14 protein-coding genes are annotated in these 16,562 nt (G+C 68.9%); 8 read left to right on the forward strand and 6 right to left on the reverse strand.

Going from position 1 to position 16,562, the window contains the following annotated elements:
• Positions 1–59: 59 nt before the first annotated feature.
• Positions 60–638, forward strand: a complete 579-nt coding sequence (locus OQ789_RS04215; protein WP_324683719.1) for a sigma-70 family RNA polymerase sigma factor — start codon at positions 60–62, stop codon at positions 636–638.
• Positions 625–1,428, forward strand: coding sequence for an anti-sigma-D factor RsdA (locus OQ789_RS04220; protein ID WP_324683720.1), 804 nt, complete (start codon positions 625–627; stop codon positions 1,426–1,428). The genes OQ789_RS04215 and OQ789_RS04220 overlap by 14 nt, the downstream gene beginning before the upstream one ends.
• A gap of 4 nt (positions 1,429–1,432) precedes the next feature.
• Here the strand turns inward: OQ789_RS04220 and OQ789_RS04225 are convergent, their stop codons facing one another.
• Positions 1,433–1,846 carry a DUF5319 domain-containing protein gene (locus OQ789_RS04225; protein WP_324683721.1) on the reverse strand — a complete coding sequence of 138 codons (414 nt, stop codon included), beginning with the start codon at positions 1,844–1,846 and terminating at the stop codon, positions 1,433–1,435.
• A gap of 188 nt (positions 1,847–2,034) precedes the next feature.
• Between OQ789_RS04225 and guaB the strand changes: the two genes are divergently transcribed.
• From guaB to OQ789_RS04240, 3 genes are all read left to right on the forward strand, one after another.
• Entirely contained in the window at positions 2,035–3,630 is a 1,596-nt protein-coding gene (gene guaB / locus OQ789_RS04230; protein WP_324683722.1) for an IMP dehydrogenase, read from the forward strand.
• 7 nt (positions 3,631–3,637) lie between these two features.
• Positions 3,638–4,765 (forward strand): GuaB3 family IMP dehydrogenase-related protein, encoded by a 1,128-nt coding sequence (locus OQ789_RS04235; protein WP_324683723.1) that lies wholly within the window; start codon positions 3,638–3,640, stop codon positions 4,763–4,765.
• A 122-nt stretch (positions 4,766–4,887) separates the two neighbouring features.
• Positions 4,888–6,633 carry a GMC family oxidoreductase gene (locus OQ789_RS04240; protein WP_324683724.1) on the forward strand — a complete coding sequence of 582 codons (1,746 nt, stop codon included), beginning with the start codon at positions 4,888–4,890 and terminating at the stop codon, positions 6,631–6,633.
• Here OQ789_RS04240 and OQ789_RS04245 read toward each other — a convergent pair.
• Positions 6,630–7,526 carry a TauD/TfdA family dioxygenase gene (locus OQ789_RS04245; protein WP_324683725.1) on the reverse strand — a complete coding sequence of 299 codons (897 nt, stop codon included), beginning with the start codon at positions 7,524–7,526 and terminating at the stop codon, positions 6,630–6,632. The genes OQ789_RS04240 and OQ789_RS04245 overlap by 4 nt on opposite strands.
• Before the next feature lie 62 nt (positions 7,527–7,588).
• On the opposite strand from OQ789_RS04245, the gene OQ789_RS04250 reads away from it, so the two are divergent.
• Entirely contained in the window at positions 7,589–8,167 is a 579-nt protein-coding gene (locus tag OQ789_RS04250) for a helix-turn-helix domain-containing protein (protein WP_324683726.1), read from the forward strand.
• Here OQ789_RS04250 and OQ789_RS04255 read toward each other — a convergent pair.
• The 4 genes from OQ789_RS04255 to OQ789_RS04270 form a co-directional block, all read right to left on the reverse strand.
• Entirely contained in the window at positions 8,161–10,527 is a 2,367-nt protein-coding gene (locus OQ789_RS04255) for a glycoside hydrolase family 65 protein (RefSeq protein ID WP_324683727.1), read from the reverse strand. The genes OQ789_RS04250 and OQ789_RS04255 overlap by 7 nt on opposite strands.
• Positions 10,524–11,273 carry a beta-phosphoglucomutase family hydrolase gene (locus OQ789_RS04260; RefSeq protein ID WP_324683728.1) on the reverse strand — a complete coding sequence of 250 codons (750 nt, stop codon included), beginning with the start codon at positions 11,271–11,273 and terminating at the stop codon, positions 10,524–10,526. The genes OQ789_RS04255 and OQ789_RS04260 overlap by 4 nt, the downstream gene beginning before the upstream one ends.
• A 410-nt stretch (positions 11,274–11,683) precedes the next feature.
• Positions 11,684–12,535, reverse strand: coding sequence for a class I SAM-dependent methyltransferase (locus OQ789_RS04265; RefSeq protein ID WP_324683729.1), 852 nt, complete (start codon positions 12,533–12,535; stop codon positions 11,684–11,686).
• Positions 12,532–14,064: an MFS transporter gene (locus tag OQ789_RS04270; RefSeq protein WP_324683730.1), complete on the reverse strand. Its 1,533-nt coding sequence runs from the start codon at positions 14,062–14,064 to the stop codon at positions 12,532–12,534. The genes OQ789_RS04265 and OQ789_RS04270 overlap by 4 nt, the downstream gene beginning before the upstream one ends.
• A gap of 80 nt (positions 14,065–14,144) precedes the next feature.
• Here OQ789_RS04270 and OQ789_RS04275 point away from each other — a divergent pair, with 80 nt between their 5' ends.
• Together OQ789_RS04275 and guaA are read left to right on the forward strand one after the other, a co-directional pair.
• Positions 14,145–14,786: a helix-turn-helix domain-containing protein gene (locus tag OQ789_RS04275; protein ID WP_324683731.1), complete on the forward strand. Its 642-nt coding sequence runs from the start codon at positions 14,145–14,147 to the stop codon at positions 14,784–14,786.
• 72 nt (positions 14,787–14,858) lie between these two features.
• Complete coding sequence (gene guaA, locus OQ789_RS04280; protein WP_420716039.1) at positions 14,859–16,448, forward strand: glutamine-hydrolyzing GMP synthase; 1,590 nt, start codon at positions 14,859–14,861, stop codon at positions 16,446–16,448.
• Positions 16,449–16,562: the final 114 nt, after the last annotated feature.

The following is a 16,562-nucleotide window of genomic DNA, read 5'->3' on the forward strand; positions in this document are numbered from 1 at the left end:
CAGTTAGCCCGGCTGGCCCGCGATGTGTCCGCTTCGTAACGTTGGAGATATCACCGTCGATGACAATTCCAGCAGGGGAACGTCTCGACGCCGTGGTCGCCAAGGCCGTGACCGGAGACCACAACGCACTGCGGGAGGTGCTGGAGACCATTCGTCCGATCGTCGTGCGATATTGCCGGGCGCGTGTCGGCACCGTCGATCGGGGTGGCCTGTCAGCGGATGACGTGGCACAGGAGGTGTGCTTGGCGACTATCACGGCGCTGCCGCGTTATCGCGACCGCGGGCGCCCATTCCTGGCCTTCCTGTACGGCATCGCTGCCCACAAGGTCGCCGATGCGCACCGGGCTGCCGGACGCGATCTCGCCTATCCCACCGACACGCTTCCCGAGCGGTGGTCGAACGACGCCGGGCCCGAACAGCGTGCGATCGAAGCCGAGTCGGTGAGCCGGATGAGCGAACTGCTCGAGATCCTGCCCGCCAAGCAGCGCGAGATCCTGATCCTGCGCGTTGTCGTCGGGCTGTCCGCCGAGGAGACCGCCGCCGCCGTCGGCAGTACCACCGGGGCCGTCCGAGTCGCCCAGCACCGCGCACTGTCGCGGCTCAAGTCCGAGATGATCGCGGCAGGTGACTGTGCCTGAACCCCTGGACGAATTCGCCCGCACCGACCTGCTGCTCGATGCGCTCGCCCGGCGCAGGCCGGTGGACGTCGACGACCCCGACGACCCCGACTTCGGGGTACTGACCACCCTGCTCGAGGATTGGCGCGACAACCTGAGGTGGCCGCCGGCCAGCGCGCTGGTGACGCCCGAAGAGGCGGTCCACGCGCTGCGCACCGGTTTGGCCGAGCGCCGCCGGGGCCATCGCGGCCTGGCCGTCGTCGGGTCGGTCGCCGCCACGCTGATCGTGCTCAGCGGCTTCGGCGCCATGGTGGTCGAGGCCCAGCCCGGCGCCAGCCTGTACGGGCTGCACGCGATGTTCTTCGACGAGCCCCAGGTGCACGGCAGTCAGGAGATGCTGGCCGCCAAAGCCGACCTGGCCAAGGTCCAGGAGTCGATCGACCGGGGTCAGTGGGACCAGGCCAAGAGTCAGCTGACCGAGGTGAGCAGCCTGGTGCAATCGGTCGACGATCCGGCCAGCAAACAAGACCTGATGAACCAGCTGAAACTGTTGAACGCCAAGGTCGATGCGCGCGACCCGAACGCCACGCTGCCGGTCGCAACGCCCCCGGCGGCTCCGCCCGCACCGGCGACCCCGATTCCGGCGGCACCGCCCGCCCCTGTCGCACCGCCCGCCGCCTCGATCGCCCCGGCCCCGGCGGCGCCCCCCGTACCGCCCGCGCCGCTCAGCCCGCCGAGTCCATCGGTGGGCAAGCATCACCACCACGGCAAGACGCCACCCCCGGTGGCGCCGTTAGCTCCGGATCAGTGACAGGTCAGTGCCTGCGGTGAAAACCGTCGGCGTCTGACGTCGCCTCGTTGAGCGACGCGTCGGCGTAGCCGCGGCAATAATCCCACGTGACGTAGGCGTCCGGCTCGGGATCGTAGGCCGGCTCGTGCGGACGGACGCTGCCGTCGATCAACAGCTGTAGCAGGTTGGCGCGCAGCATGTCCCAGTCGTGGTAGTGGTCCTGCTGGCATTCGTCGCAACACACCACGAGTCCGCGAATACCCTTGTGTGCCAAGAGCGCTTCGTACACGGCCAGATCGGCGAGGTCGGCCTCGACGGCCATCCGCTCTTGCTGGTCCAGCGGCTGGCCCGGCTCGACGGCTTCCAGTGCCGCCGACGGATCACAGGGGTCGTCGGCGAAGGGGTCGGGCGGCAAACCCGGTGGGAGGTGGTCGCGCACGCCCCTAGCCTACGCAGCCCGCCCGGGATAACGCCAGCAGGCAACCACCCGCCGTTTCCGTGCCGCGCGGGGCGCACGGGCGTCATCACCCGGTTTCTCCCCGCGCCGGCACGGCGCGCATCGCCGTCGGGCGAAAGCGAGCCGATAGGATGGGTCTCTCACGCCGCATCGTATGGAGGGCCCCACTGATGACCCGTGGCACGTCCCACCTGGAAGACAGCTCTGACCTCGTCGGCAGTGCCTACGTGCGGGTCGGTGGCCTGGTCGATGACCCGGTGCCCACCGGAGGCGACAACCCGCACAAGATCGCCATGCTCGGGCTGACGTTCGACGATGTGCTGCTGCTGCCCGCGGCCTCCGACGTGGTTCCGGCCACCGCCGACACCTCCAGCCAGCTCACCAAGAAGATCAGGCTCAAGGTGCCGCTGGTGAGTTCGGCGATGGACACCGTCACCGAGTCGCGGATGGCCATCGCGATGGCCCGGGCCGGCGGCATGGGTGTGCTGCACCGCAACCTGCCCGTCGCCGAACAGGCCGGCCAGGTCGAGATGGTGAAACGCTCCGAAGCCGGCATGGTCACCGACCCGGTCACCTGTCGGCCGGACAACACCCTGGCCCAGGTCGACGCGATGTGCGGGCGGTTCCGCATCTCCGGGCTGCCGGTGGTCGACGAGTCGGGCGCACTGGTCGGCATCATCACCAACCGCGATATGCGGTTCGAGGTGGACCAGACCAAGACGGTCGCCGAGGTGATGACCAAGGCCCCGCTGATCACCGCGCAGGAGGGCGTGTCCGCCGACGCGGCGCTGGGCCTGTTGCGCCGCCACAAGATCGAGAAGCTGCCGATCGTCGACGGCCACGGCCGGCTGACCGGGCTGATCACCGTCAAGGACTTCGTCAAGACCGAACAACACCCGCTGGCCACCAAGGACAGTGACGGCAGGCTGCTGGTCGGCGCCGCCGTCGGCGTCGGCGGCGACGCATGGGTGCGCGCGATGATGCTGGTCGACGCCGGGGTCGACGTGCTGATCGTGGACACCGCGCACGCGCACAACCGGCTGGTGCTCGACATGGTCGGCAAGCTCAAGGCCGAGGTGGGCGAGAAGGTCGAGGTGATCGGCGGCAACGTCGCCACCCGCACGGCGGCCTCGGCCCTGGTCGCCGCCGGCGCCGACGCGGTGAAGGTCGGCGTGGGCCCGGGCTCCATCTGCACCACCCGGGTGGTGGCCGGGGTGGGCGCACCGCAGATCACGGCGATCCTGGAGGCGGTCGCGGCCTGCGGGCCCGCCGGCGTGCCGGTGATCGCCGACGGCGGGCTGCAGTACTCCGGTGACATCGCCAAGGCGCTGGCCGCCGGCGCGTCGACGGCCATGCTGGGCTCGCTGCTGGCCGGCACCGCCGAGGCCCCCGGCGAGCTGATCTTCGTCAACGGCAAGCAGTTCAAGAGCTACCGGGGCATGGGGTCGCTGGGCGCCATGGCCGGCCGGGGTTCGGGCGGCGGTAAGTCGTACTCCAAGGACCGCTACTTCGCCGACGACGCGCTGTCCGAAGACAAGCTGGTGCCGGAGGGCATCGAGGGCCGGGTGCCGTTCCGCGGCCCGCTGTCCTCGGTCATTCACCAGCTGACTGGCGGCCTGCGCGCGGCGATGGGCTACACCGGCTCGCCGAGCATCGAGGCGCTGCAACAGGCGCAGTTCGTCCGGATCACCGCGGCGGGCCTGCGGGAAAGCCACCCGCACGACGTCGCCATGACGGTCGAAGCCCCCAACTACTACGCACGCTGAGGCCCAGATGGTCGAGATCGGGATGGGCCGCGTCGCCCGTCGCAGCTATGAACTGAGCGAAGTCAGCATCGTGGCCTCGCGCCGCACCCGCTCCTCGCAGGACGTGTCGACCGCCTGGCAGTTGGACGCGTACCGGTTCGAGATCCCGGTGCTGGCGCACCCGACGGACGCGCTGGTGTCGCCGGAGTTCGCGATCGAGCTGGGCAGGCTCGGCGGTCTGGGCGTGCTCAACGGCGAGGGGCTGATCGGGCGGCACGCCGACGTCGAGGCCAAGATCGCGCAGCTGGTCGAGGCCGCCAGCAAGGAGCCGGAGCCCTCGGCGGCGATCCGGTTGCTGCAGGAGTTCCACGCCGCGCCGCTCAACCCGGACCTGCTGGGCTCGGCGATCGCCCGGATCCGCGATGCCGGGGTCACCACCGCGGTGCGGGTCAGTCCGCAGAACGCCCAGGCGCTGACGCCGGTGCTGGTGCAGGCGGGCATCGACCTGCTGGTCATCCAGGGCACCATCGTGTCGGCCGAGCGGGTCGCCAGCGACGGCGAACCCCTCAACCTCAAGACCTTCATCTCCGAGCTGGACGTCCCGGTGGTCGCCGGCGGGGTGCAAGACCACCGCACCGCGCTGCACCTGATGCGCACGGGCGCCGCCGGCGTCATCGTCGGCTACGGCGCCACCAGGGGCGTGACCACCAGCGACGAGGTGCTGGGCATCAGCGTGCCGATGGCCACCGCGATCGCCGACGCCGCCGCCGCCCGCCGCGAATACCTCGACGAGACCGGCGGCCGCTACGTGCACGTGCTGGCCGACGGCGACATCCACACCTCCGGCGAACTGGCCAAGGCGATCGCGTGCGGCGCGGACGCGGTGGTGCTGGGCACGCCGCTGGCCGAGGCCGCCGAGGCGCTGGGGGAGGGATGGTTCTGGCCGGCCGCCGCGGCGCACCCGTCGCTGCCGCGCGGGGCGCTGCTGCAGATCGCCGTCGGCGAGCGCCCGCCGCTGCACCAGGTGCTGGGCGGTCCGTCCGACGACCCGTTCGGCAGCCTCAACCTGGTCGGTGGGCTGCGCCGGTCGATGGCAAAGGCCGGCTACTGCGATCTCAAGGAATTCCAGAAGGTCGGCCTGACCGTCGGCAGCTGAGTCCGTCATCGGCGAGTGCCCGGCAGGCGGGCGTTGGACGCCGACCGCCCGGCCAGCCGGGCGACGGCGTATCCGAAGGTCGCTGCTGGCTTGTTACCCGCCGGTAAGGCCATACTGGTGCGATGAAGCCGGATTACGACGTGCTGATCATCGGTTCGGGTTTCGGGGGCAGCGTCAGCGCGTTGCGGCTGACGGAAAAGGGTTACCGCGTCGGCGTCCTGGAGGCCGGACGCCGGTACTCGGACGAGGAATTCGCCGAGACGTCCTGGGATCTGCGGAAGTTTCTGTGGGCACCGAGGCTGGGCTGCTACGGGATCCAGCGCATCCACCCGCTGAAGAACGTGTTGATCCTGGCCGGCGCCGGGGTGGGCGGCGGCTCGCTGAACTACGCCAACACCCTGTACGTGCCGCCGGAACCGTTCTTCAAAGACCAGCAGTGGTCGCACATCACCGACTGGCGCGATGAGCTGATGCCGCACTACGACCAGGCGCGGCGGATGCTGGGCGTGGTGGAGAACCCGACGTTCACCGACGCCGACCGGATCGTCAAACAGGTCGCCGACGAGATGGGCTGCGGCGACACGTTCGTGCCGACGCCGGTCGGGGTTTTCTTCGGTCCCGACGGCGCCAAGGCCCCGGGCAAGACCGTGCCGGACCCGTTCTTCGGCGGCGTCGGGCCGGAACGCACCGGCTGCCTGGAGTGCGGCGCCTGCATGACCGGCTGCCGCTACGGCGCCAAGAACACCTTGCTGAAGAACTATCTTGCGCTCGCGGAATCATCTGGCGCACAAGTGATTCCGATGACGACGGTGAAGCGCTTCGAGCAGCGCCCCGACGGGTTGTGGGAGGTGCGCACCGTGCGGACCGGCAGTTGGCTGCGCCGCGACCGACGCACCTACACCGCCAAGCATGTGGTGCTGGCCGCGGGAACCTGGGGAACCCAGCATCTGCTGTTCAAGATGCGCGACGAGGGCCGGCTGCCCCGGCTGTCCAACCGCCTCGGCATGCTGACCCGCACCAACTCCGAGTCCATCGTCGGCGCCGGGCGACTCGACGTGTCGCCGGATCTGGACCTCACCCACGGCGTGGCGATCACGTCGTCGATCCACCCGACGCCCGACACCCACATCGAGCCGGTCCGCTACGGCAAGGGCTCCAACGCGATGGGGCTGCTGCAGACGCTGATGACCGACGGTCCCGGCCCCGAGGGCACCGACGTGCCCCGCTGGAAGCAGTTGCTCGAGACCGCCCGCGAGGATCCCCGCAGCATGATGAGGCTGCTCAATCCGCGGCAGTGGAGCGAGCGGACCATGATCGCGCTGGTGATGCAGCATCTGGACAACTCGATCACCACCTATACCAAGCGCGGCAAGCTGGGCATCCGCTGGTACACCAGCAAGCAGGGCCACGGCGAGCCCAACCCGAGCTGGATTCCGGTGGGCAACGAGGTCACCCGCCGCATCGCCGCCAAGATCGACGGGGTGGCCGGGGGCACCTGGGGAGAGCTGTTGAACATCCCGCTGACCGCGCACTTCCTCGGCGGCGCGGTGATCGGCGACAACGCCGGCCACGGGGTGATCGACCCGTATCACCGGGTCTACGGCTACCCGACGCTGCTCGTGGTGGACGGCGCGGCCATCTCGGCCAACCTGGGCGTCAACCCGTCGCTGTCGATCACCGCCCAGGCCGAGCGGGCCGCGTCGCTGTGGCCGAACAACGGCGAAACCGACCAGCGCCCGCCGCAGGGCGAGCCGTATCGCCGCCTGGAGCCGATCGCGCCCAACGCGCCCGTCGTCCCGGCCGCGGCGCCGGGCGCGCTGCGCTGGTCGCCGGCCACTCCGGTCCGTTCGACCGCCGATGCCGGCTAGGAGGCGACGGCTTGTAGCGGTGCGCCGCTGACCACCCGGCTGCGTTCGCCGTGCACGTTGACCGGCACATCGCCCATCAGCGTGACGCGGTGCATCAGCCGGGGCTGGTCGTCGTAGTCGTCGATGGCGCGGTGCTGGGTCGCGCGGTTGTCCCACATGGCGACGTCGCCGTGCGTCCAGTTCCAGCTAATCGTGTTTTCCGGCACGGTGATTCGCTGCTGCAGCAGTTCCAGCAGGGCGCCGGACTCGTGGCTGTCCAGCCCGACGAAGCCGCGCACGAAATCGCCGGCCAGCAAGGCGCGTTCACCGGTCTCCGGGTGCACCCGCACCACGGGATGCTCGGTGCGGAAGTCCGGCTTCTCGAACGCCTGCCGGAACGACCGCTGGGCGTCGTTCATCGCCGCTTCGGTGCCCACGTAGTCGTGGCGGTTGGTGTGTAGCGCCCAGAGGTTTTCCACCAGGCATTTGAGTGGCTCGGGCAGGTGCTGGTAGGCGGCCACTGTCGACGCCCACAGGGTCGAGCCGCCGTAGGGCGGCAGCGTGACCGCGCGCAGGATCGAGGCCGCCGGATAGTTGGCGGCGAACGTCACGTCGGTGTGCCAGCGGTTCGCCTTGCCGTACTCCGAGTCGATCGGGGTGATCACCGGGACGTGCCTGTCGGCCAGGGCGCCGGCTGCCGGATGGCCGATGGGTGTGCCCAGCAGCCCGGCGAACGCGAGCTGCTGCTCGTCGTCGAGGTGGTGCTGGTGGCGGAAGAAGATCACCTTGTGGGCCAACAGCGCCCGGTGGATCTCCTCGACCGCGTCCGGGTCGAGGTCGCCGCCGAGGCGAACGCCGTCCACCCGGGCGCCGATGCGGCTGCCCAGCTTGGTGACGGTTATCTGACCTGTCATTGTCGTTTCCTTTGGCTCAAAAACCGGTGTAGTCAGCTGACTACATTTGGTAGTGTAGTCATGTGACTACAAGTCCCGCAACCGGCCGCCGCGGGAAAATGCCCACCGGGCGCGCGGAAGTGGCCGCGGCCATCCTGGAGGCCGCCACCGACCTGTTCGCCGAGCGCGGGCCGGCCGCGACGTCCATCCGCGACATCGCCGCGCGCTGCAACGTCAACCACGGGTTGGTGTTCCGCCACTTCGGCACCAAGGAGCAACTTGTCGGCGCCGTGCTCGATCACCTGGGCGCCACCCTGAGCGCCCTGCTGAACGACGACGCGCCCGAGGCCGTGCTGGAGAGTTTCATGGACCGGCAGATGCGGGTGATGGCCCGCACCGTCCTGGACGGCTATCCGGCGGGCCAGCTACAGAAACGTTTCCCCAACATCGCGGCGCTGCTCGACGACGTACTACCGCGCTCCGAGGACGAGGCCAAGGCCCGGCTTGCGGTCGCCAATGCCCTTGCGCTGCAATTCGGTTGGCGGCTGTTCGCGCCAATCCTGCGCTCGGCCACCGGGATCGAAGACCTGACGGAGGCCGACATACGCCAGGCCGTCGGCGCCGAGGTGCGGCGGATTCTGCCGCCGGGCGACACTCACTGATCCCGGGACAGCGCCCGACGGTGCATCGGCTCGCGGCCGGGCGGCTGGTGCGGCGGCGGCAGCAACGCCTCGCGGGCACATACCGGGACCGTCGTCGCGGATTCGGTGCTCAGCTCCAGCTCTTCGCCGGAGTGCCGGATCGTCAGCTCCCCGCCGGGACCGTCGCGCAGCGTATAGGTGACGTCGGAGTGGTTGACGTCGACGGTGACCCGGAAATCTCGCCACCGCAGCCGGAACCGAAGCCGCGAAATGCCGTCGGGCAGTTGGGGATCCAGAGACAGGACGCCCTCGTCGTCGCGAAGGCCGCCGAACCCGGACACCAGGGCGGTCCAGGCTCCCGCGAGCGAGGCCATGTGCAGACCGTCGCGGGTGTTGTGGTGCAGGTCCCGCAGGTCGATGAGGGCCGCCTCGTAGGCGTAGTCGTGCGCGAGGTCCAAATGCCGCACCTCGGCGCACATCACTGCCTGGGTGCAGGCCGACAGCGACGAGTCGCGCACCATCCGCGGCTCGTAATAGTCGACGTTGCGGGCCTTCTGCTCGGGCGTGAACGCGTGGCTCTGCCAGTGCATCGCCAGCACCAGGTCGGCCTGCTTGATCACCTGCGCAGGGTACAGCCGCACGTAGGCCTCGTGCAGCAGCAGCGGGTAGGTGGTGTTGCGTTCGAAGTCCCATTCGGCGAAGGTGGTGAACCCCTCGCATTGCTGATGGACCCCCAGACCGGAGTCGTACGGAATGTTGGCGGCCTGGGCCGCGTCGCGCCAGGACGCAGTCTCCTCGGTGGTGACTCCCAGCATCTTGGCCACCCCGGGGTGGCGGTTGCAGGCGTCGACGGCGACGCGCAGATTATTCGCGGCCATCAGGTTGGTGAAGACGTTGTCGCGCACGATCGCCGTGTACTCGTCGGGCCCGGTGACGCCGTCGAGGTGCCAGACGCCGTGCCGGTCGTGATGGCCGAGCGACATCCAGAGCCGGGCGGTCTCGACCTGCACCTGCAGGCCGCACTCGGCCTCCAGATCGCTGTCGCCGGTGACGATGCGGTACCGCTCGAAGGCCATCGCGATGTCGGCGTTGATGTGCCAGGCCGCCGTGCCGGCCGGCCAGTACGCCGAACACTCCTGCCCTCGGATGGTCCGCCACGGGAACGAGGCGCCCTCCAGGCCCAGCTCGGCCGCGCGCTCCTTGGCCAGATCCAGGGTGGAGGCGCGCCAGCGCAGCGCGTCGGCGACGGTGTGCGGCGCGGTGTAGGTGAGCACCGGCAGCACGTACCCCTCGGTATCCCAGAAGGCGTGGCCGTCATAGCCGGTCCCGGTCAGCCCCTTGGCGGCGATCGCGCGGCGTTCGGCGCGGGCGCTGGCCTGCAGCAGGTGGAAGAGCCCGAACCGCACGGCCTGCTGGGACTCGGAGTCGCCCTCGACCTCGACGTCGGCGCAGTCCCAGAATTCGTCGAGATAGGCCCGCTGCGAATCCAGCAGTCCCTCCCAGCCGGTGTAGCGGCCGCTGTGCAGCGCTGCGGCCACTTGATCGCGCAGCGCGGGACGCGAACGCATGCTCGACCAGCCGTACGCGATGTATTTGACGATGCGCAGCTTCTGTCCCTGGCGCAGACCGCAGATGATCGTGGTCCGCGCCAGATCGGCGCGCGCGTCGGTGCTGACCTCGACGCGCCCCGGAACGTCGACCTCGTGATCCATGCCCGCGGCCATCATCAGCGCGCTGCTGCGCGTCCGGTGCATGAGAACCGCACCGGTATCGGTGTTTTCGTGATCGATCTCTTCGAGGGGGTTCTCCAGGATGGCCGCCACCCGCGGGTCACCGGAAGTCTGCGGCTGGTCCTCGTTGGTGACCAGCTCGGACTGCACCGTCACCCGGACGAACTCCTCGACCGCTTCCACGCAGTATTCGATGGCGGCGAGGCCACGCTGAGCCAACGACACCAGCCGGGTGGAGACCACCTTGACCTCTTTGCCCGCGGGCGAGCGCCAGTGCGCCGCCCGGGTCAGCGTTCCGGCGCGCAGATCCAAATCCCGCTCGTGAGAAAGCAATTCGCCGTAGCGGACGTCGAACGGCTCGTCCTCGACCAGCAATCGGATGATCTTGCCGTTGGTGACGTCGACGAGCGTCTGGCCGGCTTCGGGGTAGCCGTAACCGGCCTCGGCGTAGGGCAGCGGGCGGATCTCGTAGAAGGAGTTCAGGTAGGTGCCCGGCAGGCCATACGGCTCACCCTCGTCGAGGTTGCCGCGCAGCCCGATGTGCCCGTTGGACAGGGTGAACAGCGATTCGGACTGCGCCAGCAGATTGAGGTCGAGCTCGGTCTCGCGCACGTGCCAGGGCTCTACGGGGAACGATTCGTCGGTGATCATGACTGCAGCAACTCGGCGAGGTCGGTGACCACCACGTCGGCGCCGTTGCTGCGTAAGTCCTCGGCCTGGCCCACCCGGTCGACACCCACCACGAACCCGAAGTTACCGGCCCGCCCGGCCGCCACCCCGGACAGGGCGTCCTCGAACACGGCGGCCGCGTCGGCGGGGACGTCGAGTAGCTGCGCCCCGCGCAGATACGAGTCGGGGGCCGGCTTGCCTGCGATGTGTTCGTCGCGCAGGGTGATGCCGTCCACCCGCTGCTGCACGAACCGGTCCAGGCCGGTGATCTCGAGGACGTCGCGGGTGTTGGCGCTCGAGGACACCACCGCGATCGCCAGCCCGGCGTCCGTCACCGCCTCGAGGTAACGCCGCGATCCGTCGAACACCTTGACGCCGTCCTGCTTCAAGACCTTCTGGAACATCTCGTTCTTGCGGTTCCCCAGGCCGTAGATCGTCTCGGCGTCGTCGGGGTCGTCGGGGCTGCCGTCGGGCAGGTGGATGTCGCGGCTTTCCAGGAACGACCGGACGCCGTCCTCGCGCTTCTTGCCGTCCACGTATTCGCGGTAGTCGGTGGCCGCGTCGAAAGGCACGAACTCGTCGCCGGTGCGCTTGGCCCGGTCCGACAGGTAGGCGTCGAACATGGTTTTCCAGGCTTTGGTGTGCACACTGGCGGTATCGGTCAGCACACCGTCGAGGTCGAACAGGCAGGCACGCACTTTCTCGGGCAGACCCAGCGCTGAACTCACCGGCGGTCCTCGCTTCCTGGTGTGGGGGCTGGTTTAACCGATACCCACTCCACCACGCGGCTATGTCTGTGGCCAAGTGCCCACCCGCCGATTGCCACCGCGACGCCCTGGATCGCGCGAAGCCTCCCGTCCGCCGACGCCCGGGTGAGGTTTTCGGCCTTGCGGCCAGAGTCGGTGACGAACGCGTGCAGGCAGAGCGGCCGGGCCTGCACCGCCTGCATGAGCGCGCTCCTGGTCGGTGAGGCCGTTCCGGCGGTGACGAGAGCCCACAAATCATCGGGGACCACCGGATCGCCACCGTCGAGTGTGTCGGCTTGTGGCAGTGGAAAGCCCGGCGCGCGCTGAATCACCAAAAGGTGATGTCCCACAGTGCAAGCCGCCCGCCATCGGTCAATACGCGGCGTGCGTCGCTATACAGACGCGTTTTGTTGGCATTTCCACACCTTCGCCCATGCGGTGATCATCGGCGGCATCGCGATGAGGGCATCGGCCTCGCGCGCCTCCTGACGGAATCGTTCCACGAAGCCGTCGATGTCGGCCAACTCCTCGATGGCGAAGCCGTGTTGTTCGGCGACGGGGGACACCAGTCGCCAGACTTCGGCGGCATAGGCCAACAGGTCTGTGTTATCGGCGGTGCCGATCGGCGTGCCCTGGGTGAGGCGCGGGGCGCCTAGTCCCGCTTCGGCGAAGACGGCATGCAGGGTGTTTCCGAACGCGGCGCTGAGCCCCAACGTCTCGAACGCTCGCACGATCCTCGCGGTGACCTGGCTGAACAACGGTAGGTTCGGGATGCTGCGCGTCGCCGTGATGTCGTTCTCGGAGAACGCGACAACGCCGCCGTGGCGCACGAACGAGCTGAGGTGCCGCAGCGTTGCCGCCGGGTCCGGCAAATGCATCAGGATCAGCCGGCCGACCACCGCGTCCACCGGTTCGTCGAGCGCGATCGTGTCAATCACGGCCTGTGTGAAACGCACTGTGGACAAGCCCTTTTCGGCGGCTCGGCGGCGGGCGAGCTTGACCATCGCGGGTGCGGCGTCGACACCGAGAACGGTTCCCGTTGGACCGACCAGCCGCGCGGCGACAAACGACACATCCCCCGGCCCTGACCCGATATCGAGCACCCGCATGCCCGGTCGCAGCCCGGCCAGCCGCAGCGCGTGCTCGGTGTAGTGGTCGTACAGCCGTCCCTGCAGGAGCAGCCGCTGCACTTCCGCGTCTGCATGACCCAGCACATAGGTGCTGCCTTGTGGTGTGGTGCTCATCGGAGTGTCCTTTCCTGTTGACGCGCGGGTTCCCTGGCCGGCAGAAACCAGCCGACGACGATCGCGGCGCCCAGCGCGATGCCCGCGCACACCAGCGAGCTCACCTGCATGCCGTCCAGGAAGGCGCGGTCGACGATGCCCCGGACGTAGCCGGCTCGTTGCGTGGGGAGTTTCGCTATCACGCCGTGCGCCAAGGCCATTGAGTGACGCATCGCATCGGCGGGCAATCCCGCCAGCGCGGACGTGGCGCCGAGGCGCCCGGAGTACACCGATGCGAAGATGCTGCCGGCGATGGCGACGCCGAGGGTGCCGCCCAGTTCGCGTGTCGTGTCGTTGACGGCCGAGCCCACGCCGGCCTTGTCGGCGGACAGCGATCCCATGATGGCCTCGGTGGCCGGCGAAACCGTCAGGCCGAGCCCGCCGCCCAGCAGCAACATCTGCATGGCGATCTGGCTGTACGGCGTGGCGGCGTCCGCCGTGGACGCCCAGGCCAGGCCGGCGGCGAACACGGCGAGGCCGGCCGCGACGACGACGGTGGTGCCGGCCCTTTGCACCAGCCACGGGCCGGCGATGCTGGCCAATGCGATCGAGGCGGCGACCGGCAGCAACCGCACGCCGCTCTCAAAGGCGGTGTAGTTCTTGATGAATTGGAAGTATTGGGTGATGACGAAGATGAAGCCGAAGAGCGCCAGGAACCCCGCCGTCACCGCCAGGCTGCCACCGGAGAATCGGCGGTTGATGAACACCGAGACGTCCAGCATCGGATGACTGCTGCGCCGCTCCCACCAGGCGAACACCGCGAGAGTGGTTGCGGCCGAGACAAACCCGGCTGTGGTGCGGATGTCGGTCCATCCCCAATCGGGCGCTTCGATGACCGTGTAGACCAGCGTGGTGATTCCGGCCGCGGACAGCAGCAGGCCGCCGACGTCGACGCGGGGCGCGGCCGGGTCACGCGAAGTGGGAACGAATGCGGTGCCCCCGATGATGGCCAGGGCCGCGATCGGAATGTTCACCATGAAGATCGACCCCCACCAGAAGTGCTCGAGAAGCCAGCCACCGCTGATCGGTCCCACGGCCACCCCGACGCCAACCATGGCCGCCCACAACCCTATTGCCTTGGCGCGCGGCACCGGGTCGGTGAAGATGTTAGTGATCAGTCCCAGGGTGGTCGGGAATATCACCGCTGCGCCCACGCCCATGGCGGCGCGCGCACCGATGAGCTGGTCGGCGGAATTCGCTTGTGCCGCAATTCCTGAAGTCAGCGCGAACAGCGCGAGACCGGAATTCAGCCAGCCCCGCCTGCCGTAGTGGTCGGACAGGCTGCCCGCCGACAGCAGCAGGCCCGACATGACCAGGGTGTAGGCGTCGACGATCCATTGCAGCTGTGGGGTGTCGGCGCCGAGTTCGCGGGACAGGGTGGGCAGCGCCACGTTGACGATGGTGGCGTCGACGCTGATGACGAAGACACCGAGGCAGATGACGGCGAGCGCAGCGATGGGGTGATTCCGGAATGCCGGGTCGGTACGCATGGACAAAACAGTAAATCCATCAGACAAACAAATCAAGTATTAGGTTGAAAAAAATGTCTATCGCGAGGTAGGGTGGGGTGGTGGCGCCCCGCAGGAACTACAACCAGAACTGCCCGATTGCCCGCGGGCTCGATGTCCTGGGCGAGCGGTGGACCCTGCTGATCGTGCGGGAGCTGGTTGGCGGCGTGCGCCGCTACAGCGACCTGCGTGCCGCGCTACCCGGTATCGCAACGAATCTGCTGGCCGAGCGGCTCAAGGAGCTGCAGGACGCCGGGATCGTCGACCGCACCGACCTGCCGGCCCCGATCGGCCGAACCGTCTACACGCTCAGTGACCTCGGTTGGCGGCGCGTGCTGCCGATCCTGCAGAGCATCGCGTGGTTCGGGGTGGACCATCTGGACCCGATCGGCGACGCGCAGGTATCACCGCTCAACGGCTTCCTGGCCGGCATCCTGCTGGGTTTCAAGTCGGGGAGGGCGGCCGGGTTGGAGGCGACGTGCCGTATCGAGATCGACGGTCGCCGTTTCGAATTCGCGGTGACACAGGGACACCTGGCCGGCCCCCGCGGCGAACCGTCGGTGACTGTCACCGCCAGTGCGGCGGATCTTGTCACCGCCCGGCTCGGGACGGACGACGGCGAGCGCAACGCGGCGCTGGAGCGAATCGAGTTCAGCGGCGGCGCGGCTGCCGTCGACGCGCTGCGCACCGCGTTTTCGCTGTAGGCCTCCGAGGCGGCGGTGACACCGGCGACCACTAGACTTTCGGGCGTGGCCGAACCCACCGATAGCCCTGACATCGAGATATCCGAGGCGTCCGGAGCGCCGGCCCGGCCGGTGCTCGTCGTGGACTTCGGCGCGCAGTACGCGCAGCTGATCGCCCGCCGGGTCCGGGAGGCGCGGGTGTTCTCCGAGGTCGTCCCGCACACGGCCACGATCGAGGAGATCAAGGCCCGCGACCCGCTGGCGCTGGTGCTCTCCGGCGGGCCGTCCAGTGTGTACGCCGACGGCGCCCCCCAGCTCGATCCGGCGCTGTTCGATCTCGGCGTCCCGGTGTTCGGCATCTGTTACGGGTTTCAGGCCATGGCGCAGGCCCTGGGCGGCACAGTCGCGCACACCGGCACCAGCGAATACGGCCGCACCGAGCTGAAAGTCCTTGGCGGCGAACTGCATTCGGGATTGCCGAGTACGCAGCCGGTCTGGATGAGCCATGGCGACGCCGTCACGGCCGCACCGGACGGGTTCGAGGTGGTGGCCAGCAGCTCCGGGGCTTCGGTGGCCGGCTTCGAGAATCGGCAGCGACGCCTGGCCGGCGTGCAGTACCACCCGGAGGTGATGCACACCCCGCACGGGCAGCAGGTGCTCAGCCGGTTCCTGCACGACTTCGCCGGGCTGAGCGCGGACTGGACGGCGGCCAACATCGCCGGGGTGCTGATCGAGCAGGTGCGCGCGCAGATCGGCACCGGTCGGGCGATCTGCGGGCTGTCCGGCGGCGTGGACTCCGCGGTGGCCGCCGCGCTGGTGCAGCGGGCCATCGGCGACCGGCTCACCTGCGTCTTCGTCGACCACGGGCTCCTTCGCGCCGGGGAGCGCGCGCAGGTGCAACGCGACTTCGTGTCCGCCACCGGCGCCAGGCTGGTCACCGTCGACGCCGCCGATACCTTCCTGGACGCGCTCGCGGGAGTGACCAATCCCGAAGGCAAACGCAAGATCATCGGCAGGCAGTTCATCAGGGCATTCGAGGGCGCGGTGCGAGACATCGTGGGAGACGTTGGCGGAGAAGGGGATTCGTCCGGTGTCGACTTCCTGGTGCAGGGCACGTTGTATCCGGACGTGGTGGAATCCGGCGGCGGCAGCGGCACCGCGAACATCAAGAGCCACCACAACGTCGGGGGCCTGCCCGGCGACCTGAAGTTCACCCTCGTCGAGCCGTTGCGGCTGCTGTTCAAGGACGAAGTGCGCGCCGTCGGGCGCGAGCTGGGCCTGCCGGAGGAAATCGTTGCGCGCCAACCCTTTCCGGGTCCGGGTTTGGGGATCAGGATCGTCGGCGAAGTCACCGCTGATCGGCTGGACACCCTGCGCCGCGCGGACTCGATCGCGCGTGAGGAGCTGACCGCGGCGGGCCTGGACACCCTGATCTGGCAGTGCCCGGTGGTGCTGCTGGGTGACGTGCGCTCGGTCGGCGTGCAGGGCGATGGCCGCACCTACGGACACCCGATCGTGCTGCGGCCGGTGTCCAGTGAGGACGCCATGACCGCCGACTGGACCCGGGTTCCCTACGAGGTACTGGAGCGCATCTCGACCCGCATCACCAACGAGGTGGCCGAGGTCAACCGCGTGGTGCTGGACATCACCAGCAAACCCCCCGGCACCATCGAATGGGAGTGACGGGCCAGTCCCCGGTCCCGGAAAAAATGTGGCCACATTGCGCCCATCAGCCTCACCAGTACCGATCGCATAACGCTGCCCCTCGCGTCGCTTGACGGTTGTCGGAGGGCGGGT

The sequence above is a fragment of the Mycobacterium sp. 94-17 genome (assembly GCF_035617725.1).
Taxonomy (GTDB): Bacteria; Actinomycetota; Actinomycetes; order Mycobacteriales; family Mycobacteriaceae; genus Mycobacterium.